This window comes from Sphingobium bisphenolivorans, from assembly GCF_000412635.1.
GTDB classification, from domain to species: domain Bacteria; phylum Pseudomonadota; class Alphaproteobacteria; order Sphingomonadales; family Sphingomonadaceae; genus Sphingobium; species Sphingobium bisphenolivorans.
Genome location: NZ_ASTG01000012.1, coordinates 1 through 24,814 on the forward strand (window position 1 = coordinate 1; position 24,814 = coordinate 24,814).

At 65.7% G+C, this 24,814-nt stretch carries 28 protein-coding genes; 7 read left to right on the forward strand and 21 right to left on the reverse strand.

What is annotated here, in order from left to right; all coding sequences use genetic code 11:
• The 3 genes from L858_RS0110480 to L858_RS0110490 form a co-directional block, all read right to left on the reverse strand.
• The coding region (locus L858_RS0110480; RefSeq protein ID WP_022683106.1) for a DEAD/DEAH box helicase at positions 1 to 900 on the reverse strand (900 nt) is incomplete at its 3' end.
• Positions 901 to 949: 49 nt separating this feature from the next.
• Positions 950 to 1,729: a TSUP family transporter gene (locus L858_RS0110485; RefSeq protein WP_022683107.1), complete on the reverse strand. Its 780-nt coding sequence runs from the start codon at positions 1,727 to 1,729 to the stop codon at positions 950 to 952.
• A 113-nt stretch (positions 1,730 to 1,842) separates the two neighbouring features.
• A complete protein-coding gene (locus tag L858_RS0110490; RefSeq protein WP_028056016.1) occupies positions 1,843 to 2,871 on the reverse strand; it encodes a polyprenyl synthetase family protein in 1,029 nt (342 codons plus the stop codon).
• 103 nt (positions 2,872 to 2,974) lie between these two features.
• Between L858_RS0110490 and L858_RS0110495 the strand changes: the two genes are divergently transcribed.
• A complete protein-coding gene (locus tag L858_RS0110495; protein WP_028056017.1) occupies positions 2,975 to 3,253 on the forward strand; it encodes a chorismate mutase in 279 nt (92 codons plus the stop codon).
• A 111-nt stretch (positions 3,254 to 3,364) separates the two neighbouring features.
• Here L858_RS0110495 and L858_RS0110500 read toward each other — a convergent pair whose 3' ends face one another.
• The 4 genes from L858_RS0110500 to L858_RS0110515 are packed head-to-tail and all read right to left on the reverse strand — an operon-like array spanning position 3,365 to position 5,949.
• Positions 3,365 to 4,261, reverse strand: coding sequence for a DMT family transporter (locus L858_RS0110500; protein WP_022683110.1), 897 nt, complete (start codon positions 4,259 to 4,261; stop codon positions 3,365 to 3,367).
• A gap of 37 nt (positions 4,262 to 4,298) precedes the next feature.
• On the reverse strand, positions 4,299 to 4,946 hold the full coding sequence (locus L858_RS0110505; protein WP_022683111.1) for a heme exporter protein CcmB: 648 nt from the start codon (positions 4,944 to 4,946) through the stop codon (positions 4,299 to 4,301).
• Positions 4,943 to 5,545 carry a heme ABC exporter ATP-binding protein CcmA gene (gene ccmA, locus L858_RS0110510; RefSeq protein WP_022683112.1) on the reverse strand — a complete coding sequence of 201 codons (603 nt, stop codon included), beginning with the start codon at positions 5,543 to 5,545 and terminating at the stop codon, positions 4,943 to 4,945. The genes L858_RS0110505 and ccmA overlap by 4 nt, the downstream gene beginning before the upstream one ends.
• Positions 5,542 to 5,949, reverse strand: a complete 408-nt coding sequence (locus L858_RS0110515) for a metallopeptidase family protein (protein ID WP_193742862.1) — start codon at positions 5,947 to 5,949, stop codon at positions 5,542 to 5,544. Before L858_RS0110515 ends, ccmA begins: the two co-directional genes overlap by 4 nt.
• A gap of 92 nt (positions 5,950 to 6,041) precedes the next feature.
• On the opposite strand from L858_RS0110515, the gene L858_RS0110520 reads away from it, so the two are divergent.
• Entirely contained in the window at positions 6,042 to 6,332 is a 291-nt protein-coding gene (locus L858_RS0110520) for a 4a-hydroxytetrahydrobiopterin dehydratase (protein ID WP_022683114.1), read from the forward strand.
• 155 nt (positions 6,333 to 6,487) lie between these two features.
• On the opposite strand, the gene L858_RS0110525 is transcribed toward L858_RS0110520, so the two are convergent.
• From L858_RS0110525 to L858_RS0110535, 3 genes are all read right to left on the reverse strand, one after another.
• A complete protein-coding gene (locus tag L858_RS0110525; RefSeq protein ID WP_028056018.1) occupies positions 6,488 to 6,949 on the reverse strand; it encodes a hypothetical protein in 462 nt (153 codons plus the stop codon).
• 29 nt (positions 6,950 to 6,978) lie between these two features.
• Entirely contained in the window at positions 6,979 to 9,315 is a 2,337-nt protein-coding gene (locus L858_RS0110530) for a patatin-like protein (protein ID WP_022683116.1), read from the reverse strand.
• Between the two features lie 166 nt (positions 9,316 to 9,481).
• Positions 9,482 to 10,180, reverse strand: a complete 699-nt coding sequence (locus tag L858_RS0110535; RefSeq protein ID WP_022683117.1) for an endonuclease/exonuclease/phosphatase family protein — start codon at positions 10,178 to 10,180, stop codon at positions 9,482 to 9,484.
• A gap of 117 nt (positions 10,181 to 10,297) precedes the next feature.
• Between L858_RS0110535 and radA the strand changes: the two genes are divergently transcribed.
• Together radA and L858_RS0110545 are read left to right on the forward strand one after the other, a co-directional pair.
• On the forward strand, positions 10,298 to 11,665 hold the full coding sequence (gene radA, locus L858_RS0110540) for a DNA repair protein RadA (RefSeq protein WP_022683118.1): 1,368 nt from the start codon (positions 10,298 to 10,300) through the stop codon (positions 11,663 to 11,665).
• An 11-nt stretch (positions 11,666 to 11,676) separates the two neighbouring features.
• Positions 11,677 to 12,189, forward strand: a complete 513-nt coding sequence (locus tag L858_RS0110545; RefSeq protein ID WP_022683119.1) for a CvpA family protein — start codon at positions 11,677 to 11,679, stop codon at positions 12,187 to 12,189.
• On the opposite strand, the gene L858_RS0110550 is transcribed toward L858_RS0110545, so the two are convergent.
• From L858_RS0110550 to rplU, 6 genes are all read right to left on the reverse strand, one after another.
• On the reverse strand, positions 12,186 to 13,103 hold the full coding sequence (locus L858_RS0110550) for an NAD-dependent epimerase/dehydratase family protein (protein ID WP_028056020.1): 918 nt from the start codon (positions 13,101 to 13,103) through the stop codon (positions 12,186 to 12,188). The two genes, L858_RS0110545 and L858_RS0110550, sit on opposite strands and share 4 nt — an antisense overlap.
• 5 nt (positions 13,104 to 13,108) lie before the next feature.
• Positions 13,109 to 14,242: a glutamate 5-kinase gene (proB, locus tag L858_RS0110555; protein ID WP_022683121.1), complete on the reverse strand. Its 1,134-nt coding sequence runs from the start codon at positions 14,240 to 14,242 to the stop codon at positions 13,109 to 13,111.
• A gap of 40 nt (positions 14,243 to 14,282) precedes the next feature.
• Positions 14,283 to 15,380 carry a GTPase ObgE gene (obgE, locus tag L858_RS0110560; RefSeq protein WP_022683122.1) on the reverse strand — a complete coding sequence of 366 codons (1,098 nt, stop codon included), beginning with the start codon at positions 15,378 to 15,380 and terminating at the stop codon, positions 14,283 to 14,285.
• A 105-nt stretch (positions 15,381 to 15,485) separates the two neighbouring features.
• Positions 15,486 to 16,061: a GNAT family N-acetyltransferase gene (locus L858_RS0110565; RefSeq protein WP_022683123.1), complete on the reverse strand. Its 576-nt coding sequence runs from the start codon at positions 16,059 to 16,061 to the stop codon at positions 15,486 to 15,488.
• Positions 16,062 to 16,331: 270 nt separating this feature from the next.
• Positions 16,332 to 16,601, reverse strand: coding sequence for a 50S ribosomal protein L27 (gene rpmA / locus L858_RS0110570; protein ID WP_022683124.1), 270 nt, complete (start codon positions 16,599 to 16,601; stop codon positions 16,332 to 16,334).
• 31 nt (positions 16,602 to 16,632) lie between these two features.
• The gene (gene rplU / locus L858_RS0110575; protein WP_022683125.1) at positions 16,633 to 16,932 is read right to left on the reverse strand and encodes a 50S ribosomal protein L21; all 300 of its coding nucleotides are present in this window, start codon (positions 16,930 to 16,932) and stop codon (positions 16,633 to 16,635) included.
• A gap of 218 nt (positions 16,933 to 17,150) precedes the next feature.
• Here rplU and L858_RS22240 point away from each other — a divergent pair, with 218 nt between their 5' ends.
• From L858_RS22240 to ybaL, 3 genes are read left to right on the forward strand one after another with little or no spacing between them, the layout of a single operon-like run.
• Complete coding sequence (locus L858_RS22240) at positions 17,151 to 17,516, forward strand: hypothetical protein (protein ID WP_028056021.1); 366 nt, start codon at positions 17,151 to 17,153, stop codon at positions 17,514 to 17,516.
• A 30-nt stretch (positions 17,517 to 17,546) separates the two neighbouring features.
• A complete protein-coding gene (locus L858_RS22420) occupies positions 17,547 to 17,672 on the forward strand; it encodes a hypothetical protein (RefSeq protein WP_274518603.1) in 126 nt (41 codons plus the stop codon).
• A gap of 55 nt (positions 17,673 to 17,727) precedes the next feature.
• Positions 17,728 to 19,356: a YbaL family putative K(+) efflux transporter gene (gene ybaL, locus L858_RS0110585; protein ID WP_022683127.1), complete on the forward strand. Its 1,629-nt coding sequence runs from the start codon at positions 17,728 to 17,730 to the stop codon at positions 19,354 to 19,356.
• A 3-nt stretch (positions 19,357 to 19,359) separates the two neighbouring features.
• On the opposite strand, the gene L858_RS0110590 is transcribed toward ybaL, so the two are convergent.
• The 5 genes from L858_RS0110590 to nusG form a co-directional block, all read right to left on the reverse strand.
• A complete protein-coding gene (locus tag L858_RS0110590; RefSeq protein ID WP_022683128.1) occupies positions 19,360 to 20,895 on the reverse strand; it encodes a cryptochrome/photolyase family protein in 1,536 nt (511 codons plus the stop codon).
• A gap of 38 nt (positions 20,896 to 20,933) precedes the next feature.
• On the reverse strand, positions 20,934 to 22,682 hold the full coding sequence (locus L858_RS0110595) for a DEAD/DEAH box helicase (RefSeq protein ID WP_022683129.1): 1,749 nt from the start codon (positions 22,680 to 22,682) through the stop codon (positions 20,934 to 20,936).
• 254 nt (positions 22,683 to 22,936) lie between these two features.
• Positions 22,937 to 23,635 carry a 50S ribosomal protein L1 gene (gene rplA, locus L858_RS0110600; protein ID WP_022683130.1) on the reverse strand — a complete coding sequence of 233 codons (699 nt, stop codon included), beginning with the start codon at positions 23,633 to 23,635 and terminating at the stop codon, positions 22,937 to 22,939.
• A gap of 3 nt (positions 23,636 to 23,638) precedes the next feature.
• The gene (gene rplK / locus L858_RS0110605; protein WP_022683131.1) at positions 23,639 to 24,070 is read right to left on the reverse strand and encodes a 50S ribosomal protein L11; all 432 of its coding nucleotides are present in this window, start codon (positions 24,068 to 24,070) and stop codon (positions 23,639 to 23,641) included.
• Positions 24,071 to 24,260: 190 nt separating this feature from the next.
• Positions 24,261 to 24,797, reverse strand: a complete 537-nt coding sequence (nusG, locus tag L858_RS0110610) for a transcription termination/antitermination protein NusG (RefSeq protein ID WP_022683132.1) — start codon at positions 24,795 to 24,797, stop codon at positions 24,261 to 24,263.
• Positions 24,798 to 24,814: the final 17 nt, after the last annotated feature.

Consider the following 24,814-nt stretch of genomic DNA (forward strand, 5'->3'; position numbering starts at 1 on the left):
CGCCGCGCGGTCATAGCGCGGCCGCCGCGCCAATCCCGAGTCCACGACGATCCGCACGCCATCAATGGTCAGGCTGGTTTCGGCGATGGAGGTAGCGAGAATGACCTTGCGGCGCCCCTCGCGCGATGGCCGGATCGCCGCGCGCTGGGCGGCGGGATCAAGCGATCCATGCAGCCGATGCACCTCGACATCGCCGCCCTCGATCCGCTCTGCCGTCCGTTCGATCTCCGCGACGCCGGGCAGGAAGGCGAGCAGGTCGCCCTCGGCTTCTTCGCCAAGGGCGCGCCTGATCGCTGCGGCCATCTCATCCTCGATCCGCTTTTCCGCCGCGCGCCCGACATGGCGCAGCTCCAGCGGTTGGATGCGCCCCTCGCTCTCGATCACGGGCGCCCCGCCGAGCAGCGCGGCAAAGCGCGCCCCGTCCAAGGTGGCCGACATGGGAATGATCCGCAGGTCCGGCCGCAGCGCGCCCTGCGCATCCAGCGCCAGCGCCAGGCCGAAGTCGCTGTCCAGGCTGCGCTCATGCACTTCGTCGAACAGCACGGCCGACACGCCCGACAGCTCCGGATCATCCTGAATGCGCCGGACGAAAATGCCCTCGGTAAGGACGAGGATGCGCGTGCGTCCCGACTGGCGCGAGTCCATGCGCGTCGCATAGCCGACCGTTCCACCGGGCTGCTCGCCCATCAGTTCGGCGATCCGCTCCGCCGCCGCGCGGGCCGCGAGCCGCCGGGGTGAGAGCAGCAGCACTTGGCCCGTGCACCATGGCTCGGGCAGCAGGGCAGGGGCGACCGCCGTGGTCTTGCCCGCGCCCGGCGGCGCCACCAGAACGGCGCTGCTCGCCTCCCGCAGATGGGCGAGCAGTTCGGGCAGCACGGCATGGATCGGCAGGGCGGTCATCGCCGTTCCTCTCGCGCCATTCGCGGCCAAGCGCAATGGCCGCTTTCGATCAGCCGAACAGCAGCGCGTGGATCGGGTTCTTGGGGTCCAGCAGCATCTTGGCTGTCAGGCCGAGCGACATGATGATCAGCAGCGGCCGGATCAGCCGGCTGCCGAAACGCATCGCCAGCCGCGATCCGATCTGCCCGCCCGCGATGCTGCCCACTGCCATCAGCAGGCCCGCGACCCACAGCACATGACCGCCCAGGATCATCGTCGCCAGCGCCGCGACATTGCTCGCCAGATTGGCCGCCTTGGTCTGCGCCGTCGCGCGCACGAGCCCCAGCCCGCCCAGCGCGATGAAGATGGTGGTGTAGAAGGCCCCGGCGCCCGGCCCGAAAAAGCCGTCGTAAAAGCCCACGACCCCGACCAGCAGGCTCAGCGCAGCGATGCCGATCCGCTGATGCCGGTCCATCTCGCCCATCTTGGGGGAGAATGTGAAATAGGCCGCGAGCGCGATCAGCAGCGCGGGCATCAGGCCCGCGAGGATCGACGGATCGACACGCTGGATCAGCCATGCCCCGCCGATCGATCCGACAAAGGCCGCGAGCACGGGCCAGCGGCAGGCTTTCAGGTCCAGATGCCCCGCCCGCGCATAAGAGATGCAGGCGCCGAAGGTGCCGAGAGCACCCTGCAACTTGTTGGTCGCGACGGCTGGTACGGGCGGAACGCCCGCTGCCAGCAAAGCGGGAAGCGAGATCAGCCCTCCGCCGCCCGCCATCGCGTCGATGCAGCCGGCGGTCAGGCCGGCGACGATCAGGAAAGCGATGGTTTCAGGGGCAAGGATCATGCGGGGTCGGGACCGCCCATCTCATCCCGTTCGGGCTGAGCCTGTCGAAGCCCCCTTACTTTCTTTCAGGAATAACGCTCGTACATCCAATACGGACGAGCGACGCCAAACCCTCAATAAGCTCGTGCGATCGCGAATTCGACCGCTTCGGTCAGCGCCGCCTTGGCCTTGCCATTATCGAACATGCCGAGCGCATCGATCGCCCGCTGTCCATAATGGCGCGCGCGCGCCAGCGTATCGGCAATAGCGCCCGTACCCCGGAGCAGGCCGGTCGCGTGGGCCAGATCCTCGTCGCTCACCCGGTTGCCGGCAATCGCCTGCTTCCAGAAGGTGCGATCCTCCTCGCCGCCGCGCGCATAGGCCAGGATCACCGGCAGCGTCACCTTGCCGTCGCGGAAATCGTCGCCCGCATCCTTGCCCATGGTCGCCCCGTCGGACTCATAGTCGATGGCGTCGTCGATCAGTTGGAAGGCGATGCCGAGGTTGCGGCCATAGACGTCCAGCGCCTGCTCCTCCGCCTCTTTGCGGTCGGCGACCACGGCGGAGATGCGACAGGCGGCGGCGAACAGCGCGGCGGTCTTCGCGCCGATGATATCCAGATATTGTTCTTCGCTGGTGTCGATCTTGCGCTGGGCGGTGAGCTGGTTGACCTCCCCTTCGGCGATGACGGCGGACGCGTTGGAAAGGATCTTCAGCACCTTGAGCGATTCCGCCTCGACCATCAGCTCGAAGGAGCGCGAGAAGAGGAAGTCGCCCACCAGCACGCTGGCGCTGTTGCCCCAGATGATGTTGGCGGTCTTGCGCCCCCGGCGCAGGCCCGATCCGTCCACAACATCGTCATGCAGCAGCGTTGCGGTGTGGATGAACTCCACCGCCGCCGCCAGCTTGTAATGCCGCGACCCGGCATAGCCGACCAGGTCGGCACAGGCGAGGGTGAGCATCGGGCGCAGCCGCTTGCCGCCGCCCGCGATCAGGTGGCCCGCCAGTTCGGGGATCAGCGGGATGCGCGACTGCATCCGGTCCAGGATCACCGCATTCACATGGTTCATCCCCTCGGCGACCAGCGCCATCATGGGGGCGAGCGAGGGCGCGCTGTTGGCGCGGCCGATGGGATGGACATTGCCGGTAGCGGATGCTGTCATGACTAGCGCCATGTGGCGAGGGGAAAAGCTAAAGGCAAGCGGGAATAGCTTGCATGGGCGGCGGGAAGCGGCAAAAAGCACGCCATTCTATCGGAGGACGCATGTGGACCAGACCCTGAAACGCTATCGCGAAAGCATCGACAATATCGACGCCGCGCTGGTGTTCATGCTGGCGGAGCGTTTCAAGGTCACGCAGGCCGTGGGCGAGTATAAGGCGACGCACGATCTGCCCCCCGCCGATCCCGGTCGCGAGGAACGGCAGATCGCCCGGCTACGCCAGCTCGCGGTTGATGCCAATCTCGACCCGGATTTCACGGAGAAATTCCTGCGTTTCATCATCGACGAGGTGATCCGCCACCACGAGCGGCTGCGCGAGGGCTGAATTTCCTTCCACCGTCATGCTGAACTTGTTTCAGCATCCATTGTGCCTCCAGCGACGCACGGCCTTGGGTATGAATAGAGGCTTCGTTCGGTTGGACGAGCGATGGCCCGATCAAGCCGGCTCCGCCACTTCCCCGCTGAGCGCTGGTCGCGTCGATCTGCCCAGCATCACGCCGCCCAGCGCCAGCGCGAAGCCGGCAAGCTGAACCGGCCCCAGCCGCTCCCCGAACAGCAGCCATGCCTCTATGGCGGCGAGCGGCGGGACGAGCAGCAGCAACATCGACATGCGCGTCGGCCCCTGATGCCGCACCAGCCAGACCAGCAATGACAGGCCTGCCGCCGAGAGGCCCAGCGCCGACCAGCCGATGCCCAGCCACAGGATCGGTGCGCCGTCCCAGCGATAATCGCCAGCCAGCAGCGTTGCGGTGACCGCCACCAGCGTGCCGCCGGCATTCTGCACCGCGCCGGAAATGGCGATGCCGTCTCCGGCGATCGATCCCCGCTGGATCAAGGTGCCGCCGGCCATGCTCAGCACCGCCAGCATGCCGACGATCGCGGGGAAGAGGCTGATTGCGTTCGCGCCCGATCTTTCGATCGCGGGCATCAGCACGCACGCAACCCCGACGATCGCGACTGCAAGTCCTGCCCAGGCGCGCCCCGGCAGCCGGTCGCCAAGAAACGCAACGCTCGCCACCGCCACCATCAGCGGCTGCAGCGCGCCCAGCAGCGACATGATCCCGGCCGGCATGCCGTTGCTCACCGCCCACCAGCTTGCGGTCAGATAGATGCCGTGCAGCATGGCGCCGGCCATCAGGTGCAGCCTTAACCGCCGGCCGCGCGGCAGCGCCTGCCGGGCGTAGAGCGCCGCCCCGCTCAGCACCAGCGTCGTCAGGCTGAGCCGTATCGCCAACGCCAGTTCAGGCGCTGCATGCGGCACCAGCGCCCGCGCGACGACGAACCCTGTCGACCAGATTGCCACGAACAGGGCGGAAGCGAGCAGCGCGATCATGGCCGCGCCTTTGGCCGAAGGCGCATCGCCTGTCGAGCTATTCCCGGCCCGCGCGGATCGCCGCTCCCCCCGCGATGGGCGTGATCGCCACCAGCAGCAGCGATGCCGCGCCCAGGAACTTGAGCGCCGCGCCGCTCCCATCGGCCAAAGTGCCCGCGCCGAAGATCAGCAGCGGCACCGCCAGCGGCAGCGCCAGCAATCCCGACAGCGCGCCGCTCGATCGCAGGCCCGCCGTCAGCGTCGCCACCAGCAGCCCCAGGGCCGCCAGCGCCGGCGTCCCGATCAGCAGGCCCAGCTCCAGCGCTCTGATGGTCGCGCCGTCCAGCTTCAGCAGTGCGGCAGCGGGAAGGGTAGCCAGCATCAGCGCCGGCCCGAAGCCCAGCCAGTGCGCAACCAGCCGCGCCAGCACCACCATCTCCTCCCCGATCCCGCGCGCCGCCAGCTGGTCCAGCACGCCCGCATCTCGATCCGGTGCGACCAGCCGATCCACCGGCAGCAGGCTCGCCAGCAGCGCCGCGATCCACAGCATCCCTCCGCCGGTCCGCCCCAGCAGCGCCGCGTCGGGGCCGACAGCAAAGGGGTAAAGGCTCGCCACCAGCAGCAGGAAGGCGACGGGCAGCCACAGCCCGGCGGACTGCCACGCCTGCCGCAGGTCCCGCGCCGCGAGCGTCACCAGCAGGTTCATTCCGCATCCTCGGCGACATGGTCCGCCATGTGCAGCACCACCGGCGTCACCAGCGCAATCGGCTGATGCGATGCCGCCAGCACGATCCCGCCGCGTGCCAGATGCTCGGCGACGCAATCCCCCAGCAACAGCTGCGCCGCATCATCCAGCCCGTTGGCGGGTTCGTCCAGCAGCCAGATCGGCGCGCCGGACGCCAGTACCCGTGCCAGCGCCGCCCGCTTGCGCTGCCCGGTCGAGAGCATCCGCACCGGCACCTCGGCCAGCGTCTCCAGCGCCATCGCTTCCATCGCGCCGTCCAGCGTTCGCTGGCCAGCTCCGTCCAGCCGCGCCCAGAATTCCAGCGCGTGCCGCAAAGGCTGCTCCATGTCCAGCGCCAGCCGCTCGTCGGCCAGCGCCACCCGCCCATGCCGATCGACCGTCCCGGCGGAGGCCCGCAGCAGCCCCGCGCAAATGCGTATCAGGCTGGACTTGCCGACGCCGTTCGGCCCCTTCAGCAGGGCACAGCCGCCCGGCTCCAGCGCCAGATCGACGCCGCGGAACAGCAACCGCCCGCCGCGCACGCAGGCGACGCCCGAGAGGCGCAATGCCACCCGGCTCATAGGGTGACCATGTCCTCCAGCACATGCATGTCGAGGTCGGAGAGGCCGAAATGATGGCCGATCTCATGCACCACCACATGGGTGATGAGCGCGTCCAGCGGCACGCCCGTCTCTACCCATTCGTCCAGCAGCGGCCGGCGGAACAGATGCACGGTGGGCGGGGCATCCCCGGTCTGCGCGGCTTCGCCTACCGTGCGCCCGGTATAAAGGCCGGTGAGGCCGAAAGGATCGTCGATCTCCATTTCCTTGAGCACTTGCGGATCGGCGAATTCCTCGACGAAGAGGACGATGTTCGACAGGTGGGCCCGAAACGGATCGGGCAGCCGCGTTAGCGCCTTCAGCGCCAAGGCTTCTATTTCTTCGCGCGTCGGCGCGAAACGGAGCGGTTGACCGGCATCGTCCATGGGACACACATAAAGCATGTTCCGAATCATCTGAAAACCGCCGACGATTCGCAAAATGGGTTAATTTCGCCCGCATCAGGAAAGGATCGCCCATGATCGCCAGGCTCGACGATGCGCAGCGCGCGCAAGCCCTCCAGCAGTTACCGGAATGGACGCCGGTTCAGGAGCCCGACGGCATTCGCCGCCTCTTCACCTTCCCCGATTTCAACGGGGCCTTCGGCTTCATGAGCCGTGTCGCACTGCTCGCGGAAAAGGCGGATCATCACCCCGAATGGTCGAACGTCTATAATCGCGTTACGATCACGCTGACCACCCATGACGCAGGCGGCCTGTCCCGCCGCGACATCGAGCTTGCAAGGGCGATCGACGCACTGGTTGCTTGATGGCGTGAATGCGGAACCTGCTGTTTTGGAAGTCGTCATCCCGGGCTTGACCCGGGATCCTGCTTATCTTCCAGCTATGCGAACAAATAAGCGGGGCCGCGGATCAAGTCTGGGGTGACGGGAATAGGAGGTCTTTGGTTTCCCTGCTCTGAACGCTACTCGCCCTCGATCCGGCTCTCATAGCCGCGCAGCGCCGCGATCACCGTGCCATTGGCCGCGTAACGACGCCGCAGCATCGCCAGCTTCGCGTCCGTGCCGATGCACAGTTCCGCGATATTTTCCTCCAGAAAGGCGCGCCGCTCCGCATCATAGGGTTCCTCGCCCCGGAAATGATCGCAGCTGTCGCGATCGACCATGTAGCGGGCCACCTCGTCGGGGAAGGGCGTCGCCGCCGCCGCGTCCTGCGAAGGCGGCAGGTCCAGCGAGCCCAGCGGCGCGGGGTGCGCGCGCACCGTGACTTCGGCGGAGGGACGGGCTGGGGGCAGCGCCGGCTGCTCGGCGGGCGGCTCGGGCAGGGCAGGGGCGGGCGGCACGGCAGCGACCGCCGCCGTCTGGTTGGCGGCGGAACTGTCCTCCTCTGACGACAGGCGACAGCCGGCGACCAGCGCCAGCATCATCACCATCGGAACCAGCCTCACCCCCGTGATCACCCGATTTCCTCCCGCAAACTGGCTATCAGATCAGCGACATGCCCCAGTCGCTGCTCTTCCTCGTCGAGGATCGCCAGAAAAGCGGCCCGCCTATACGCATGGATCGTCTCTTCGGAAAGACGGCTTGCCGCGGGTAATGCTGAAATCACGATGTCCAGAAGCCGCTCCACCCCATGCAGCCGGCCCCAAAGATAGTCATTCTCCCGATAGGCCCGGCTGAAGAAGGCGCCGAAATTGTTGAATTCTATGCCTTTCAGAGTCGCTTCGGCGCCGCCCGCCCGGATCGCGCTGCAATCCTCGGGCGAAATCCGGTCCACCTTGACCGGATCATATTCGTCCATGGCGTGGCCCTGGAGCAACGGTAGGGTTGCGATATCGTAAAAGGGGAAGCCCAGATAAGCGAGCAGCATCGTGCGCCGCTCCGCCTTGGGCAGCGCGGCCAGCCCGTCCGCCAGCACCATGTCGGCCAGGTCGTCGCGCTCGCGCAGGCCGCGTAGGTCCGCCAGCGCGGCCAGCGCCGCGCCCGGATCGTTCGGCACTTGCCCAGCGGCGGCACGGATCTCGCCATTGTAGAAGTCGATCCCCTCGCATTCGGTATAATGGGACAGGGCCGAATAGATGGCGTCGTGCATCTTCTGAATGACATCCTCGCCAGCCTTGCTGTCCACCTCCAGCGTGTCGGCCAGCCGCCGCGCCAGAAAACGCAGGCGGCGGATGCGAAAGCTGAGATCATGGGTGCGGAAGAACCCCACGGGCGCGGAGTTCGGCCCCACATCCTCCGTCAACTGATCCGCCCCGATCGAGCGAACATGGCTCCACAGCGTCTGGCGGTAGGTTTCGCGCATCAGCGGGCTTTCCTCGCTGCTGAGGCGGAACAGCAGGTCGGCAAGATCCTCGACGATGCCCGACAGCTTCAGGTGCCCATAGGCGGGAAAGGCAAAGCCCGCCGAACTGGCGGCGCGCTGCTGCGCCTTGCTGCGCCAGGCCGACAGCCGCGCGGGGGTCGGGCGGTCGAGGAACATCAGGCCGCCGATCGTGCTCTCGACCTCAGCCTCGATGCCGGGCCGCAATGCGTTCAGTATCCGCGCCATGCGCCGGATGCGCGAACTGTGCCGGTCGATGGCGTCCAGATTATCGCGGATCGGCTGCTCGCGCGGAATATCGCTGAGCGCGCCGAAGATAGTGCGGAAAAATCCCGGAAGCTGCGCGCCTTCATTGGCCGGCGGCGCATCTTCCGCGTCGCCCTGCCGGTTGAGCTGGATCGACCGATGGCCGGGCTTGGGGTCGATATAGACGAAGCGGCGATCGACCTCCCGCCGCGAGGGACGGTTCTTGAGCGCGCCGATCGCCTGCGCGAAGGGTGCATTCGCCAGCACCGACCCGTCGATCAGCACGGCATCCTCCGCCTTCCCTTGCGCCGCATGGCGGGGCAGGGCGCGCGCGAGGAAGCTGTCACGCGTCGGCCAGGCGCGATGCCGCCGGGTCAGCACCCGGTCCAGCTCGCGCACGGTGAAGGGCGGGAAGGCACCGGGAAAGCTCGCCGTCGCCCGCGCGGCGAAGACCAGTTCGGCCGGATCGGCGAAGACCCGCTCGCCGCGGCCGCGTGCGCGAAAGCCGATCGACAGGCGATGCTCCGTCTCGATCACCTGCGGCGGGCTGTTGAGGTTGAGGCTCTGCGGATGGCCTTCGAAATCGGTGACCGTGACGAACAGGTCCAGCGGATGCCCTTCCGGCAGCAGCGTCGGCCCGCGCTCCGCCGCCTCCATCGCGTCGAACGCATCCAGGATCATCGCGGTGAAGACGTCGCCGCCAAAGGGCGGCTCGAACCAGCGGGAGCGGATGAAATGCGACAGCTTGTGCCGCACCTCCTCGCGCGTGTCGGGCGCCACCGTGCGCTCGACCGTGTCGCCCGGATGCCGTGCCGCCATCCACACCAGCGGGGTCGCCCAGAATTTGGTCAGCCGCCGCGCCGGCCGGGCATCGGGGTCCAGCAGCTTTTCGACATCGGCATTCTCCAGCCACATGGCGGTCAGCGGTTCGAGCGACTGGCCCGTCTCGATCGCCTGCGCCAGGAATATGCCATTGATCCCGCCCGCGCTCGCGCCTGCGATGATATCGGGCATCACCCGCAACCTGATGCCGCTTTGCTCCTCCAGCGCTTCAAGCAGCCCGCGATACACCGCCTCGCTGCTGTCGCCTGCCGGCGCCCCATCATGGAAGCTCCGGCTCGCGCGGGCCAGCCGCCAGATTTCCTTGGTGATGCCGTGCATGTAGACGGCCAGGCTGATCCCGCCATAGCAGACCAGTGCGAGCCTCAGTTCCCGCTCTTTCATAGTAGCGAAATATCCCTCCATCCGTTCGCTTCGAGCAGCTTCGAGCGAAGTCGAGAAGCGTCTGTTGCGAAGTCGGCACGCCGTTCTCGACAAGCTCGAACCGAACGGAGGCAGGCCAGAGCAGCTATGGCGGGGCTGTCGCTTCCATCCGGACCTCGTGCCTCCCTCACCGCACCGAAAACTCCGCCCAGATCGGCAGATGGTCCGACGCCCGCCGCGCTGCGGCACTTTCATGCACGCCGCTGTCGACCAGCTTCAACTGCCCGCAATGCATGATCCGGTCGAGCCGCGCCACGGGCCGCTGCGCGTGGAAGCTGCGGCCGCACGGCGCGAAACTATAATGGCGCGCAAAGTCGGCCAGGCAGCCGCGACCGGCGCTCCACTCGTTGAGGTCGCCCATCAGCACGGTCGGCATCGCATCCCGCAGCCCCGCCGCATGGATCACCGCTGCCGCCTGCTTGCGCCGCCACAGGCCAGAGAGGTCCAGATGCATTCCGAAAATTCGCAGGGTTCGCTTGCCCAGCGTCACCTCCGCCATGGTCGCGCCGCGCGGCTCCAGGCAGGGCAGGTGCAGCACGTCATGATGACCGATCTCCGCCTCTTTCCGGACCAATATGGCGTTGCCGTGCCAGCCCATCGAATCCGCCTGCACATTGAGCGGCACAGGTTTGTAGGGGCTGAGCGCTTCCAGCAGCCATGGCGGGATCGCCGCCGACCGCACGCCAAAGCGCCGATCCGCCTCCTGCAGCGCAATGACGTCGGCATCCACCTCGTTCAGCACGTCGATCACCCGTTCCGGCATCCGGCGGCGATCGGTTCCTATGGCTTTGCGGATATTATAGCTGGCGACGCGAAAAGATTTCATAGCGAAACAATGCGCCACTTGAGGATCGGTTGCCAGCCCCGGCTCTGCCGCCCAGCTCTCTCCCGCCCACGCAGCTTTGTTCTTGAAACGTTCACTTGAAGCGGCCATACCCTGCTGATGGCAAAGGCAAAGCGCAAATTCGTCTGTCAGCAATGCGGCACCGTCACCAATCGCTGGCAGGGCCAGTGCGAGGATTGCGGCGAATGGAACAGCATTGTCGAGGAAGCCGCCGAAACCATCTTTTCCGCGCGTCATGACCTGCAAAGCGGCGGCCGCGCGCTGACGCTGGTGGCCCTCGACAGCAAGGTCGAGCTGCCGCCACGCACCACCACCGGCATTGCCGAGTTCGACCGCGCGCTGGGAGGCGGCATCGTCTCGGGGTCCGCGACCCTCATCGGCGGCGATCCCGGCATCGGCAAATCGACGCTGCTCCTGCAAGCGGCCGCCCGCATCGCTTCGGCTGGGCACAGCGTCGCCTATATCAGCGGGGAGGAGGCGTCCGACCAGGTCCGCTTGCGCGCGCAGCGCCTAGGCCTTGGCACCGCGCCGGTCCAGCTCGCCAGCGCCACCTCTGTCCGCGACATATTGACGACGCTGGGGGAGGGCGATCCGCCCGCCTTGCTCATCATCGACTCCATCCAGACGATGCACAGCGACCTCATCGAGGGCGCGCCGGGCACCGTCAGCCAGGTGCGCGCTTCCAGCCAGGAACTGATCCGCTTCGCCAAGCAGCGTGGCACGGCGGTCATCCTCGTCGGCCATGTGACCAAGGACGGCAGCATCGCCGGCCCGCGCGTGCTGGAACATATGGTCGATACGGTGCTCAGCTTCGAGGGCGAGCGCAGCCATCAATACCGCATCCTGCGCGCGATCAAGAACCGCTTCGGCGGCACGGACGAGATCGGCGTCTTCGCTATGGTCGCCGAAGGGCTGGAGGAAGTCTCCAATCCATCCGCCCTGTTCCTGACCCACCGCGACGAGACGGTGACCGGCGCCACCGTCTTCCCCGCACTCGAGGGAACCCGGCCCGTGCTGGTGGAGATACAGGCGCTGGTCGTCCGCCTTTCCAGCGGCGCCACCCCCCGCCGCGCGGTGGTCGGCTGGGACAGCGGCCGCCTCGCCATGATCCTTGCCGTGCTGGAGGCGCGCTGCGGCCTCAGCTTCTCGACCTGCGAAGTCTATCTGAACGTCGCGGGCGGCTATCGCCTGTCCGACCCCGCCGCCGACCTTGCCGTCGCCGCCGCGCTTATGTCCGCCTTGTCGGAGCGGCCGGTGCCGGCCGACGTCGTGCTCTTCGGTGAAATCGCGTTGTCGGGTGAAATCCGTCCCGTCGCCCATTCTCCGCTGCGGCTGCGCGAAGCCGCCAAGCTCGGCTTCAACCGCGCCTTCGTGCCCTCCGCCGCTGCCGACGGGGTGAAGGGCATATCGGTCAGCGGCTACCGCGCCCTGTCACAGCTTGTTGACCAGATGCTCGGCCGCGGATAGCCAGCGTTGCGATGAACGCGGTTGATATCCTTGTCCTTCTCCTGCTCGGCGGATGCGCCGTTTTCGGACTCCTTCGCGGATTCGTTCAGGAAACCCTGTCGCTCATCGCCTGGGTCCTCGGCATCTTCGCCATTCGCCTTTTCCACAGCTCCGCCACGGAAATCCTGACACCCTTCGTCGGAACGCGAAGTGGCGCTGCAATTCTCTCATTCCTTCTGGTGTTCGGCGTAACCTTCGGTGCCGGCAAGCTCCTCGCCCACGCCATCGGCCGCCGTACCCGTCAATCGATCCTTGGGCCGGTCGATCGTGTGCTGGGTGCGGGCTTTGGCGCCATCAAGGGGCTGATCGGCGCGACCCTCGTCTTTCTCGCCTTCAGCTTGGTCTACGACACCTTCTATGGCAGCGGCGCTCGCCGTCCTGACTGGATGTCGGACGCCCGCACCTATCCGCTGCTGAACGCCAGCGGTCAGGCGATCAGCGAATTCGTCGCCGAACGCCGCGCCCACAAGCCGGCCGCTTCCTAAAGCCAGCCCTTCGCCCGATAGGCGTCGGCGGTCGCCTTCAACCCTTCTTCGGTCGGGACCAGCGGCACCCACAGCCGTTTGGGCGGCTGCTTACGCTTCTTCACCACCCAATCGGGGTGACAGAAATAACTGACCCGGTCGGGCGTCAGCTTGGCGCCCTTGCCACGAAACATCCGGTCCACCCGCGCGCCCATGCCGAGCAGCCAGTTGGGGGTGGCGAAGGTTCGCACGGACCGGCCCACTGCTCGCCCGATCGCCTGGCCGAAATCCTGATGGTCCCAGCCATTGGGCGTCCCATCGTCGACCTCATAGACATGGGTCAGGCTACGCATCTCCCGTTCCATCGTGAGCGCCAGGAACAACCGGGCCAGATCGCCGACCTCGATCACCGAAAGGCGCCCTTCGGGCGGCATCAGCATGACGCCGCGCCTCGCCATCCGGAATAGCTCGAGCATTTCCCGGTCGCCCGGGCCGTAGATTGCCGGCGGCCGCACGATCGTCCAGTCGAGGCCGCTCGCCTTCACGTGCCGCTCCGCCAGCTCCTTGGACCAGCCATAGTCGGACAGCCCCGGCTCCCGCGCCGCCAGAGACGACACATGGATCAACCGCCGCACGCCGCGCTGGCGCATCGCGTCGATGACGGCCATGGTGCCGCGCGCATTGCCCAGTTCGAAACCGTCCCGGTCCGGCGCATTGACCACGCCCGCGATGTGAATGACGACATCGGCATCCCGGACGAGCGTATTCAGCGCGGCACGGTCCTCCAGCGAGCCCGGCACCCATTTCAGGTGCGCGCGCGGCGGTTGGGCGCGCCGCGTGATCGCGGTCACGTGATGACCGCCCGCCAGGGCCTGATTCAAGGTTTCGGCGCCGACGAACCCCGTCGCGCCGGTCATCGCAATACGTAAGCTCATGAGCGTCAGACCATCGCCATATGATCGCGGTGGACCAGCACCGACCGAGGGAGATGCCCCAGCAGCGCGGCGATGTCCTCGCTGCGCTTCCCTGCGATGCGCAAGGCCTCTTCGCTGTCATATTCGATCAGGCCGCGTGCGATCACCCGTTCATCCGAGCTTAGTATATCGACGACGTCTCCCCGCGCGAAAACACCTTCAACCCGCGCCACGCCGGCCGGCAGCAGGCTGTTGCCGCGCAGCAGCGCCGCCTCCGCGCCAGCATCGATCACGATCCGCCCCCGCACCGTCAGTCGCCCGGCCAACCATCCCTTGCGCGCGCGCTTCGCCGGCGCTGCGAGAAAGATGGAGCCACGGCCTCCTTCGCTCCAGCGCGAGAGCGGCGCATCCACCTTGCCGGAGATGATCGCCAGATGCGCCCCGGCGCCCGTCGCGATCCGCGCCGCCTCGATCTTGGAGGTCATGCCGCCCGAGCCCATGCCCGAAGCGGAACCGCTGTCCGCCATCCCGGCGATGCGCGTGTCGATGCGCTCGATTGTCTCTATCAGCATGGCGTTCGCATCGACATGCGGGTTGGCGGTGTAAAGCCCATCGACATCGGACAGCAGCACAACTGCGTCAGCCCGTGCCGCCTGTCCGATACGCGCCGCCAGCCGGTCATTGTCGCCGAAGCGGATCTCGGCCGTGGCCACGCTGTCATTCTCATTGACCACGGGTACCACGCCCAGCGCCATCAGCCGGTCCAGCGTCGCCGAAGCGTTGAGATAGCGCCGCCGATGCTCCAGATCGTCCAGCGTCACCAGCATCTGAGCGGCTGTGATGCCATTTTCCTGAAGCAGGCTGGCCCAGCATTGCGACAGCGCGATCTGTCCGGTCGCCGCCGCCGCCTGCGCATCCTCCAGACTGCCCCGCCCGCCTTTTGGAAGTTTCAGCCGTCGCGCGCCAAGCGCGATCGCGCCCGAGGAGACGATGATGATCTGCTGCCCGGCCGCCTTGCGCTTGGCAACATCGGCCACGAGCGTACGCAGCCATGCCTCGCGGACCTCGCCTTGCGGATCGACCAGCAGCGCGGACCCGATCTTGATGACCAAGCGGCGGATTTGAGACGGTGGGAAGCCGGAGAGGGGAGAAGGGTTCATCTGTCAGAGCCAAAACCGAACGGGTTGGGATGTTCGACGATCAAATCGGCGACCACGGCGCGTCTTCTTCGCCCTCATCATCGGCCTCGCTCTCGCCCGCGGGCTGATCCAGCAAGGGCAGGACCGCGTCCAGCAGCGCTGGCACCCCTTCGCCGGTCGCACCGGAGATGATGAACAGATCATCGACGCCAGCTTCCTCCCGAAGCTGTGCGGCGATGTCTTCCATCAGTTCCGGCCCGAGCAAGTCTCCCTTGTTCAGCGCGACGATTTGCGGCTTTTCGTCGAGCCCTTCGCCATAGGCCGCCAGTTCATCCTGCACGATTCGGCACTGCTCGATCGGATCGTCTCCGGTCGCGTCGATCAGGTGCAGCAGCACGCGGCACCGTTCGATATGACCCAGGAAGCGGTCGCCGATCCCCGCCCCTTCGGCCGCGCCTTCGATCAGGCCCGGAATGTCGGCCAGCACGAACTCCCGGTCGCGATGCAGCACCACGCCCAACTGCGGCTTGGTCGTCGTGAAGGCATAGGCGCCGACCTTTGCCTTGGTATTCGTGACCTGATTGATGAAGGTCGACTTGCCGGCATTGGGCATGCCCACCAGGCCGACGTCGGCCAGCAGCTTGAGCCGCAGCCAAACCCACATTTCTTGGCCCGGCCAGCCGGTGCCATGCTGGCGCGGTGCCCGGTTGGTGCTGGTCTTGTAGGACAGGTTGCCACGCCCGCCGTCGCCGCCACGCAGCAGCACGACGCGCTGCCCCACCTCGGTGAAGTCGGCCAGCAGTTCCTGGTCCTCATATTCCGGATAGCCGTCCTCATCCTCCGTCCCCTCGACGGGTTGCGGGTCGGTAAGGATTTGCGTGCCGACGGGCACCTTGATGACCAGGTCTTCGCCGCCCGCTCCGTAGCGGTTCTTGCCCGCGCCGGGCAGGCCGCGCTGCGCCTTGAAATGCTGGGTATAGCGGAAATCGATCAGCGTATTGAGGCCGGCGACTGCTTCGAAGATGATGTCGCCGCCCTTGCCGCCATTGCCGCCGTCCGGGCCGCCATATTCGACATATTTTTCACGCCGGAAGCTGACCGCGCCGGGGCCGCCCCAGCCGGACTTGATGTAAATCTTGGCCTGATCGAGAAAGTGCATCGCGCGCCCATAGCCGCTAATGCGGCGAAGTTAAACCACGCGTACCGCAATTTTGGGGAGTGGGGAGGGGGCAGTGCCCGTGCTGCTCCCTCCCTTTCCCTGTTTTCAGGCTGCCAAAGCGGGCAGCGAGTCGCCGTAAAGATCCATCGCAGGATCAAAAGTCATTCGGGCTGCTTCATCCTGTTCGAAGACGAAGCAGTCCGCAGCGCCGCCGCGCGCAACGCTGAAGCGCTTCTCGACCTTCCCCGTATAGCGGAAGCCGATTTTGCGCAGCACATTGCCCGAGGCAGGGTTGTCCGCGAAATGCGCCGCGCGAATGTCTCTGACGCCGGCCGCAGCGGTCATGCTCAGCACCGCCCGGGCAGCCTCCGTCGCGAACCCGAGGCCCCAATAGGGGCGGGCGATCCAGAAGCCCAGTTCCGGCGTGCCGTCCTCAGCCTCATGGATGCCACAGCTACCGACCAGTCGTGGCGCGCCCTTGGTGCGGGTGAATGCCAGCAGGCGCGGGAGGCGGGAATGCTGCGGTTGAGCCAGAAACGCCTCCGCATCCGCCACGCCGTAGGGGGCGGGGACGCGCGTGAGATTGCGCAGAACGGCGGAATCACCGATCGCGGCAGCAAGGGCAGGCGCATCTTCCATCCAGCCGGGCCGAAGCAGCAGGCGGGGGGTACGGGCAAACATCAAACGTCTCCTAATTTCCGGTACGTCCATGGCCGCAGAAAGTTACGGCTTGACGACTATTCTCTGGCTGAGCCCCGCCTCCATGACGCGTGAAAAGACCCGTGGTTCCAGAGCTTTGAGGGAAATTACAGGGGAGACACCTTCAAGCAAAAAAAGAGGGCGCTCCCGTCTGGGGCGCCCCTTTTTCCCTCGACCCGGAAGAGCATCTGAAAGACACTTTACCGGCAGGATCGCCCCGATAGCGAGGGACGATCCGTCATCGATCGTCCGTTATTCGGCTGCTTCGGCCAATGCGTCGACCGACACATATTTGCGACCGAGCTTGCCGGTGTGGAATACCACGCGGCCTTCGCCCAGGGCGAACAGCGTGTGGTCCTTGCCCATGCCGACATTGCGGCCGGGATAGACGCGGGTACCACGCTGGCGAATGATAATGTTGCCGCCGATCACTTCCTGACCGCCGAACTTCTTCACGCCAAGGCGCTTCGATTCCGAATCGCGACCGTTACGCGACGAACCGCCAGCTTTCTTATGTGCCATGACCTAAACTCCTCGAATCTTAGCTAGCGGCTCAGGCGCCGATCGACACGATTTTCAGGATCGTGTGGTTCTGGCGATGGCCGTTCTTCCGGCGATAGTTGTGACGACGACGCTTCTTGAAGACGATGACCTTCTCGCCCTTCGCCTGCGCGATGATTTCAGCAGCGACGGTCAGCTTGCTGGCGTCCTTCACGTCCTTGCCTTCACCGGCGAACAGGACGTCGTCCAGGGTCACCTTATCACCAGCCTCACCGGCCAGCTTCTCTACGACGATCTTGTCTCCGGCGGCGACGCGATACTGCTTGCCGCCCGTGCGCACAACTGCGAACATGGCTCTTCTCTTCTCGTTCAAATCTGCTTTACGCAAATCGAGAGAGGACAAAGAGTCCTTCCGACCCGCGTGGGAATGTGGCCCGCTACTGGAATGACTCGCTTCTGTCAACCGCCAAGCCCCCCTTCGGGGACTGGTTTTTACGGTGCTCAGCGCCTATCTTCGCCGCCGAAGGGACCTTAGTACGCATGACCCCAGCACGACACAGGGATAGAGGCATGAAGGGCCGGCTGCTCTTCATCCTGACCCTGTGGGCGAGCCTCGGTGTGGCGCTGCTGAGCGCGCTGGCCCCGATCGGGCCGCCGTCGAGCAGGCTGACCGGCTCCGCCTTCAATCCCGCGACTTTGAGCGTGGTCCTCAAGGGCCGTGCCCATGCCGACCCTGTGGTGATCCGAACCGTCGATCCCGATGGAGATGGACGCGCGCCTTTCAGTGCCTTGGCGGTTATGTGCTTGCTATGGATCGCCGCACTCTCGCTCCGGGTGCTGCCGCTTCCCGCTAAACTGTTCACCGGCGCTCCCTTGCGCAGACCCGCTGAACGTTCCTCTCCTCGACAAGCCCGAGCGCCTCCCCTCCTTTGCTGAAAGCATCGTCCTTTAGCCAAGGAGCTCAAGATGATTCAGAGAAGATCGCGCCGCCGCAACCGGCGTCCGCCCTGGTGGTTCATGCCCACCGTTGTAGCTGGACTAGGGCTGGCCGGCGCACTGCTGTCGATGGCCGTACTGACCGTCGCTGAATGAACGAAGTAGCAGCCGTCCGGGCCAGCGCGCCCGCCGGCGCACAGGGAAGACATATATGCCCCATCACACGCCCCTGATCGGTACGATCGTAGCGGGCCTCGTCGTTGCCTTCATCATGGGCGCCATCGCCCACCGCCTGAAAATGTCGCCGCTCGTCGGCTATCTGATCGCCGGCATCATGGTCGGTCCCTTCACCCCCGGCTTCGTCGCGGATGCGAGCCTTGCCAATGAACTGGCGGAGATCGGCGTCATCCTGCTGATGTTCGGCGTCGGTCTGCATTTTTCCCTGCGCGACCTGCTCTCGGTCAAGAATATCGCGGTCCCCGGCGCTCTCGGGCAAATCGCCGTCGCCACGTTGATGGGCATGGGATTAGCGCATTTCATGGGCTGGCCGCTGCTCGGCGGCCTGGTATTCGGCCTTGCCCTCTCCGTCGCCAGTACCGTGGTCCTTCTGCGGGCGCTGCAGGGCGCCAATCTGGTGGAGACGCGGCGTGGGCGTATCGCTGTCGGCTGGCTGATCGTCGAGGACCTGGTGATGGTGCTGGCGCTCGTGCTGCTCCCCGCGCTGGCCGGGGTCATGAACAATGCCGACGCAGGTGGCGGGGCAGGCGCCTTGCTCGCTCCGCTGCTGGGTACCCTGCTCAAGGTGGCGGGATTCGTCGCCCTCATGCTGATCGTCGGCCGCCGCGTCATTCCCTGGGCGCTGCATTGGGTTGTGCATAGCGGGTCGCGCGAGCTGTTCCGCCTTGCCGTGCTTGCCATCGCGCTGGGGGTGGCGTTCGGGGCGGCCGTTGCGTTCGACGTCTCCTTTGCGCTCGGCGCCTTTTTCGCGGGCATGATTCTGGGTGAGACGCCACTCAGCCGCCGCGCCACCGAAGAAACGCTGCCCCTGCGCGATGCCTTCGCGGTGCTGTTCTTCGTTTCAGTCGGCATGTTGTTCAATCCGGCGGTCTTGATCGAACAGCCGCTTCCCTTGCTCGCGACCGTGGCGATCATCGTCGTGGGCAAATCGATCGCAGCCTTCGCGATCGTCCGCGCCTTCGGCCATCCGGGTGATACTGCGCTGACCATCGCCGCGAGCCTTGCGCAGATCGGCGAATTTTCCTTCATCCTGGCATCGCTGGGGACGGGGCTTGGCATATTGCCCAACGAAGCGCGCGACCTGATCCTGGCTGGTGCGATCGTGTCGATCTTCCTCAATCCACTGATCTTCTCGATGATCGTGCGGAGTCAAAAGCCGGAAGAGGAAGAGGGGGAAAGGGCGCCCGAGCAGCGGCGGATGGGCCATGTCATCCTTGTCGGCTACGGCAGGGTGGGCAAGCTCATCGGAGAGCGCCTCGCTGAAACGAAGGCGCATTTCGTGGTTATGGAGGCCGACCCGGACCGCGCAAGCGAGGCAGAGGAGGCGGGGTTGTCGGTTGTGCGCGGTAGCGCGCTGGAGGACCGTCATCTACTCGCCGCCGGTATCCAGGAAGCCCGCCGATTGCTGATCGCGGTGCCGGAGGGCTTCGAAGGGGGAGCGATCCACCAGCACGCACGCCACCTCAACCCTGATCTTCAGGTGATTGCCCGCGCGCATTCCGATGCGGAGGTCATGCATCTGGAAGCTATGGGCGTTCCCCATGTCGTGATGGGGGAGCGGGAACTGGCAGCACGGATGCTGTCGCTGTGCGGAGCAGGCTGAGGACTAGCCAAGGTCCTTGAGGAAGCGCGCCGCCTGAGCCCGGATGGCGGTGCGGTCTTCCTCGCTCATCCGATCCCAGTTCCGGTACGGCATGGAAAGGCGCGGATTGCGCGCAAGCTTGCGCTCGTTGCGGGCGAGGAAGTCCCAATAGAGCGCGTTGAACGGGCAAGCGTCCGGCCCTACTCGGCGCTTTTGATCATAGCGGCATTTCCCACAATAATCCGACATGCGGTTGATATAGGCGCCACCCGCCGCATAGGGCTTGGACCCCAGCAGTCCGCCGTCTGCGAATAGCGCCATGCCGAGCGTGTTGGGCATCTCTACCCACTCATAGGCGTCGGCATAGACCTCCAGATACCAGACATGCACCTGGTGCGGATCGATCCCGGCGAGCAGGGCGAAGTTGCCGGTGATCATCAACCGCTGAATATGGTGGGCGTAGGCATGGTCGATCGTCTGGCCGATCGCCTGGGCCATGCAGTGCATGTCCGTCTCGCGCGTCCAGTAGAAGCCCGGCAGGTCGCGCGTCGCCCCCAGCGCATTGCGACGGCCATAATCCGGGCCCTCATGCCAGTAGACGCCGCGCACATATTCGCGCCAGCCGATGAGCTGCCGGATGAAGCCCTCAGCGGCGTTGAGCGGGACCGTACCGGCGCGGTATCGCTGCTCTACCTCTTGCGCCAGCGCCAGCGGGTCGAGCAGGCCGGCATTGATATAGGGCGAGAGGACCGAGTGCCACAGGAACGGTTCGTCGGTCAGCATCGCGTCCTGATAGTCGCCGAAGCGAGGGAGTGCTTCGTCCAGGAACCGGTCCTGCTGGCGGAGCGCGTCCTCATGGGTGACGGCGAAGTGGAAATTGTCGAGCGAGCCGATATGATCGGCGAACCGCTCCGCCACCATCGCGAGTACCTCGCGGCTGATCCCGTCCGGCTCGAAGGGGATTGGTTGCGGCATCAGCAGATCGCGCTGTGGCGGCGGCTTGCGGTTTTCCGTGTCGTAATTCCATCTGCCGCCTTCGGGCTCGCCCGCCTCCGTCATCAGCAGGCCAGTCTTGCGGCGCATGTCCCGGTAGAAAAATTCCATGCGCAACTGCTTGCGCGCTGCCGCCCAGGTGTCGAACTCGGCATGGGAGCAGAGGAAACGGTCATCCTCATGGATCGTGACCGGCAAGCCGAATCGACCGTCCCATTCCTCCAGCATCGCCCTCACTCGCCATTCGCCGGCCTCGGTGACGTTGATGGCGGAAGGGCGATGGCCTTCGATTGCGCGGGCGACTTCGCCGGTAAAACTGCCGCTGTTCGCGGGGTCGTCCAACCGGACATAATCGACTGTCCAGCCGATCCGCCTCATCCGCTCGGCATGATGGCGCATGGCCGAGAGGATGAAGGCAATCTTGGCCTTGTGATGGCGGACATAGGTGGTCTCGTCCGCCACCTCCATCATCAGCAATATGCTGTTTTCGGGATCGGCGCCCCGGAGCGAGGCGATGTCCGGCGTCAGTTGATCGCCGAGGATCGGGATGAGGAGAGGGGCGGCCATTCATCCCCAATGCCTGAGAGGCCGCCCGGCTCCCCTGACTAGCCGCGCGGTTTGCGTGGGGCTCCCTTGCGCGGACCGCCCTTGAAGGGACGGGCGCCATAGGCCGGCTTGGGACCGCGCCCTTCATTGGGACGGCCCTTGCCACGCGGCGGGCCCTCGCGACGGTTATCGCGCGCGGCCTCGCGGGGTGTGCCCTCTACCTGTTCGAAGGCGACTTCGGCACCATCGTCGCTGGCTTCGCCGGTCCGCTTCAGCGCGCCGATGAAGCGCGAGGCGATGGCGCTGGGGATCTCGAACAAGGTTTCGTTGGCGGCGATGCGGATCGCGCCGATGTCCTGCCGCGATACATGGCCGCGGCGGCAGATCAGCGGAAGTATCCAGCGCGGGTCGGCGTTCTGCCGGCGGCCGATGTCCATGCGGAACCAGACCGTGTCCTCAAAGCCCGGGCGCGGCCCGTCGCGGCGCGGCGGCGCTTCGCTGGCGTCCAGCAGTTCCTCTGGAGCGGGCAGCGATGCCCGGGCGCTCTTCACCAGCATGGCGGCGATTTCCTTGGCGGATTTCGTCTCCAGCAGTTCGGCGCCGAGCGCCCAATCCTGCTCGTCCAACTCGGCGCGCTCCATGAGGCGCTCGCGCAGGCGTGCATTGTCCTGCTCTTGGATCGCCTCCTTGCTGGGCGGAGTGCCCCATTCGACCGGGATCTTCGCGCCGCGCAGCATGGATTCGACGCGGCGGCGGCGGGGATAGGGGACGATCAGAACCGCCGTGCCCTTCTTGCCCGCGCGGCCGGTGCGGCCCGAACGGTGCTGCATGGTTTCGGCATCACGCGGAATTTCCACATGGACCACGAGGCTGAGATTAGGGAGATCGATGCCACGGGCCGCGACGTCCGTAGCGACGCAAACACGGGCGCGGCGATCCCGCAGGGCCTGCAGGGCATGGTGGCGCTCATTCTGGCTATGCTCGCCCGACAGCGCCACGGCGGCGAAACCGCGCTCGGTGAGGCTGGCGTGGAGGTGGCGCACATTGTCGCGGGTAGCGCAGAAGAGGATTGCCGTTTCCGCCTCATGATAGCGCAGCAGGTTGACCACGGCGTTCTCGATATCGGCGGGGGCGACCGTCACGGCCTGATAGCTGATGTCGCCATGGCCGCGCTCGTCGCTGACGGTGGAGATGCGCAGCGCGTCCTTCTGGTAGCGCTTGGCGAGCGCCACGATGGGCTTGGGCATGGTGGCGGAGAAGAGCAGCGTGCGGCGGCCTTCCGGCGCGCCGTCGAGGATTTCCTCCAGATCTTCGCGGAAGCCCATGTCGAGCATTTCGTCGGCTTCATCGAGGATCACGGTCCTGAGGCCGGAGAGGTCCAGCGCGCCGCGCTCCAGATGGTCGCGCAGGCGGCCGGGCGTGCCGACGACGATATGCGCCCCGTGGGAGAGGGCGCGGCGTTCCTTGGCCGCGTCCATGCCGCCGACGCAGGTGGCGATGCGGGCCCGGGCCTCGCCATAGAGCCACTCCAACTCTCGGGCGACTTGCAACGCCAGTTCGCGGGTGGGCGCAATGGCAAGCGCCAGCGGCTGGGCCGCGACGGGGAGGCGGTTCTGCTCGCCGAGCAGTTCGCCCGCCATCGCCAGGCCGAAGGCGACGGTCTTGCCGGAACCGGTTTGCGCCGAGACGACGAGGTCGCGGCCTTCGGCTTGCGCCTGGGTTACTTCGGCCTGAACGGGGGTCAGGCTTTCATAGCCTTTTCGCTTCAACGCGTCGGAGAGGAGGGCGGGGAGATGTTCGAAAGACATTCTATTTTTCCATCGGTAGGCGACCCGCCATTCCCGACGGATACATGATGACCTGCTGGCGCTCCGGCCATTGCCGGAACCGGGGTGGAAGGTCACTCACCCCGAAGTTCACACCGTTGTTGGTACATCCCAAAGGTGCTTGGAAACACGGTGCTCCTGCCTTCGCGGGAGCACGTTGAGCTATAGCATAAAAAGCGAAAGCCTCCTTCCCCGCGTGGAGGAAGGAGGCTCCCCTATCGATTAAGTGCGTCGGATCAGACCGAAGCGACTTCCGCCACGTCGACCTTCACGCCCGGGCCCATCGAGGAAGACAGGGCGATCTTGCGGACGTACTTGCCCTTCGAGCCCGACGGCTTCGCCTTGACGATGGCGTCGACAAAGGCGTCGAAATTCTTGCGCAGGTCTTCGGCCGAGAAGCTTGCCTTGCCGAGACCGGCGTGGATGATGCCGGCCTTTTCAACGCGGAATTCGATCTGACCGCCCTTGGCGGCCTTGACCGCTTCGGCGACGTTCGGGGTGACGGTGCCGAGTTTCGGGTTCGGCATCAGGCCTTTGGGACCAAGAACCTTACCCAGACGGCCGACCAGACCCATCATGTCGGGGGTGGCGATCACGCGCTGGAAGTCGATGTTGCCGGCCTGGATCGATTCGAGCAGGTCTTCGGCGCCCACCACGTCGGCGCCAGCGGCGGTCGCGGCTTCAGCCTTGTCGCCACGGGCGAACACGGCGACGCGAACGTCCTTGCCGGTGCCGGCGGGCAGGGTGACGACGCCACGGACCATCTGGTCGGCGTGACGCGGATCAACGCCCAGGTTGATCGCGATTTCGACGCTTTCGTCGAACTTGGCGGTCGCGTGGGTCTTTATCAGGCCCAGCGCCTCGTCAACGCCGTGCAGCTTTTCGCGGTCAACGGCAGTGGCGAGAGCCTTCGCCTTCTTCGTCAGCTTTGCCATGTCTTAGCCCTCCACCACTTCGAGGCCCATCGCGCGAGCGGAGCCTTCGATGATCTTCGTCGCAGCGTCGATGTCGTTCGCGTTCAGGTCGGCCATCTTGGCCTGCGCGATTTCGGCGAGCTGGGCGCGGGTGATCTTGCCGGCGGTAACCTTGCCCGGCTCCTTCGAGCCCGACTTGAGATTCACGGCCTTCTTGATCAGGTAGGTGGCGGGCGGCTGCTTCGTGACGAAGCTGAACGAACGGTCCGCATAGACGGTGATGATGGTCGGCAGCGGCGTGCCCTTGTCCATCTTTTCCGTCGAGGCGTTGAACGCCTTGCAGAATTCCATGATGTTCACACCGCGCTGACCCAGCGCCGGACCGATCGGCGGCGAGGGGTTGGCGGCTCCAGCGGGCACCTGGAGCTTGATATAGCCCGTAATCTTCTTGGCCATTTTCACTCACTCTGTTGCTGGAAGGACGGCAAGCCGACCTTCCGGTTCAAGTTTAGCGGTATTGACGGAGCGCCGAAGCGATCCTCCCGCAGCTATTTCCGGTCACCCGGAAATTTCTCTCTTCGTCATGCCGCTTCTCGCGATGAGAAAGCGGGACCCCGGATCAAGTCCGGGGTGACGAGCGTAATTCTTACTTCGACAGTTCGACCTGTTCGAAGTCCAGTTCGACCGGGGTGGCGCGGCCGAAGATCGACACGGACACCTTGACGCGGTTCTTTTCGAAATCCAGTTCCTCGACGGTGCCGTTGAAGCTGGCGAAGGGGCCGTCCAGCACCTTGACGCTGTCGCCGATTTCGTAATCGACATTGACCTTGTGCTTGGGCGCGGCCTCGGCTTCCTTCTGGGCGCCGAAATAGCGGGCGGCTTCGCTCTCGCTGATGGCCTGCGGCTTGCCCGAGGAGCCCAGGAAGCCGGTCACCTTGGGCGTGTTCTTGACGAGGTGGTAGATGTCGTCGTTCATCGCCAGCTTGGCGAGGACATAGCCCGGCATGAACTTGCGCTCGACCTGCACCTTCTTGCCGCGCTTCACCTCGGTCACCGTCTCGGTGGGGACTTCCACCTGCTCGACCAGCTGGGAAAGGCCCATGCGCTCGGCTTCGGACAGGATCGATTCCTTGACCTTGCTTTCGAAGCCCGAATAGGCGTGGATGATGTACCAGCGCGCCATGTTTCCGTTTCAAACTC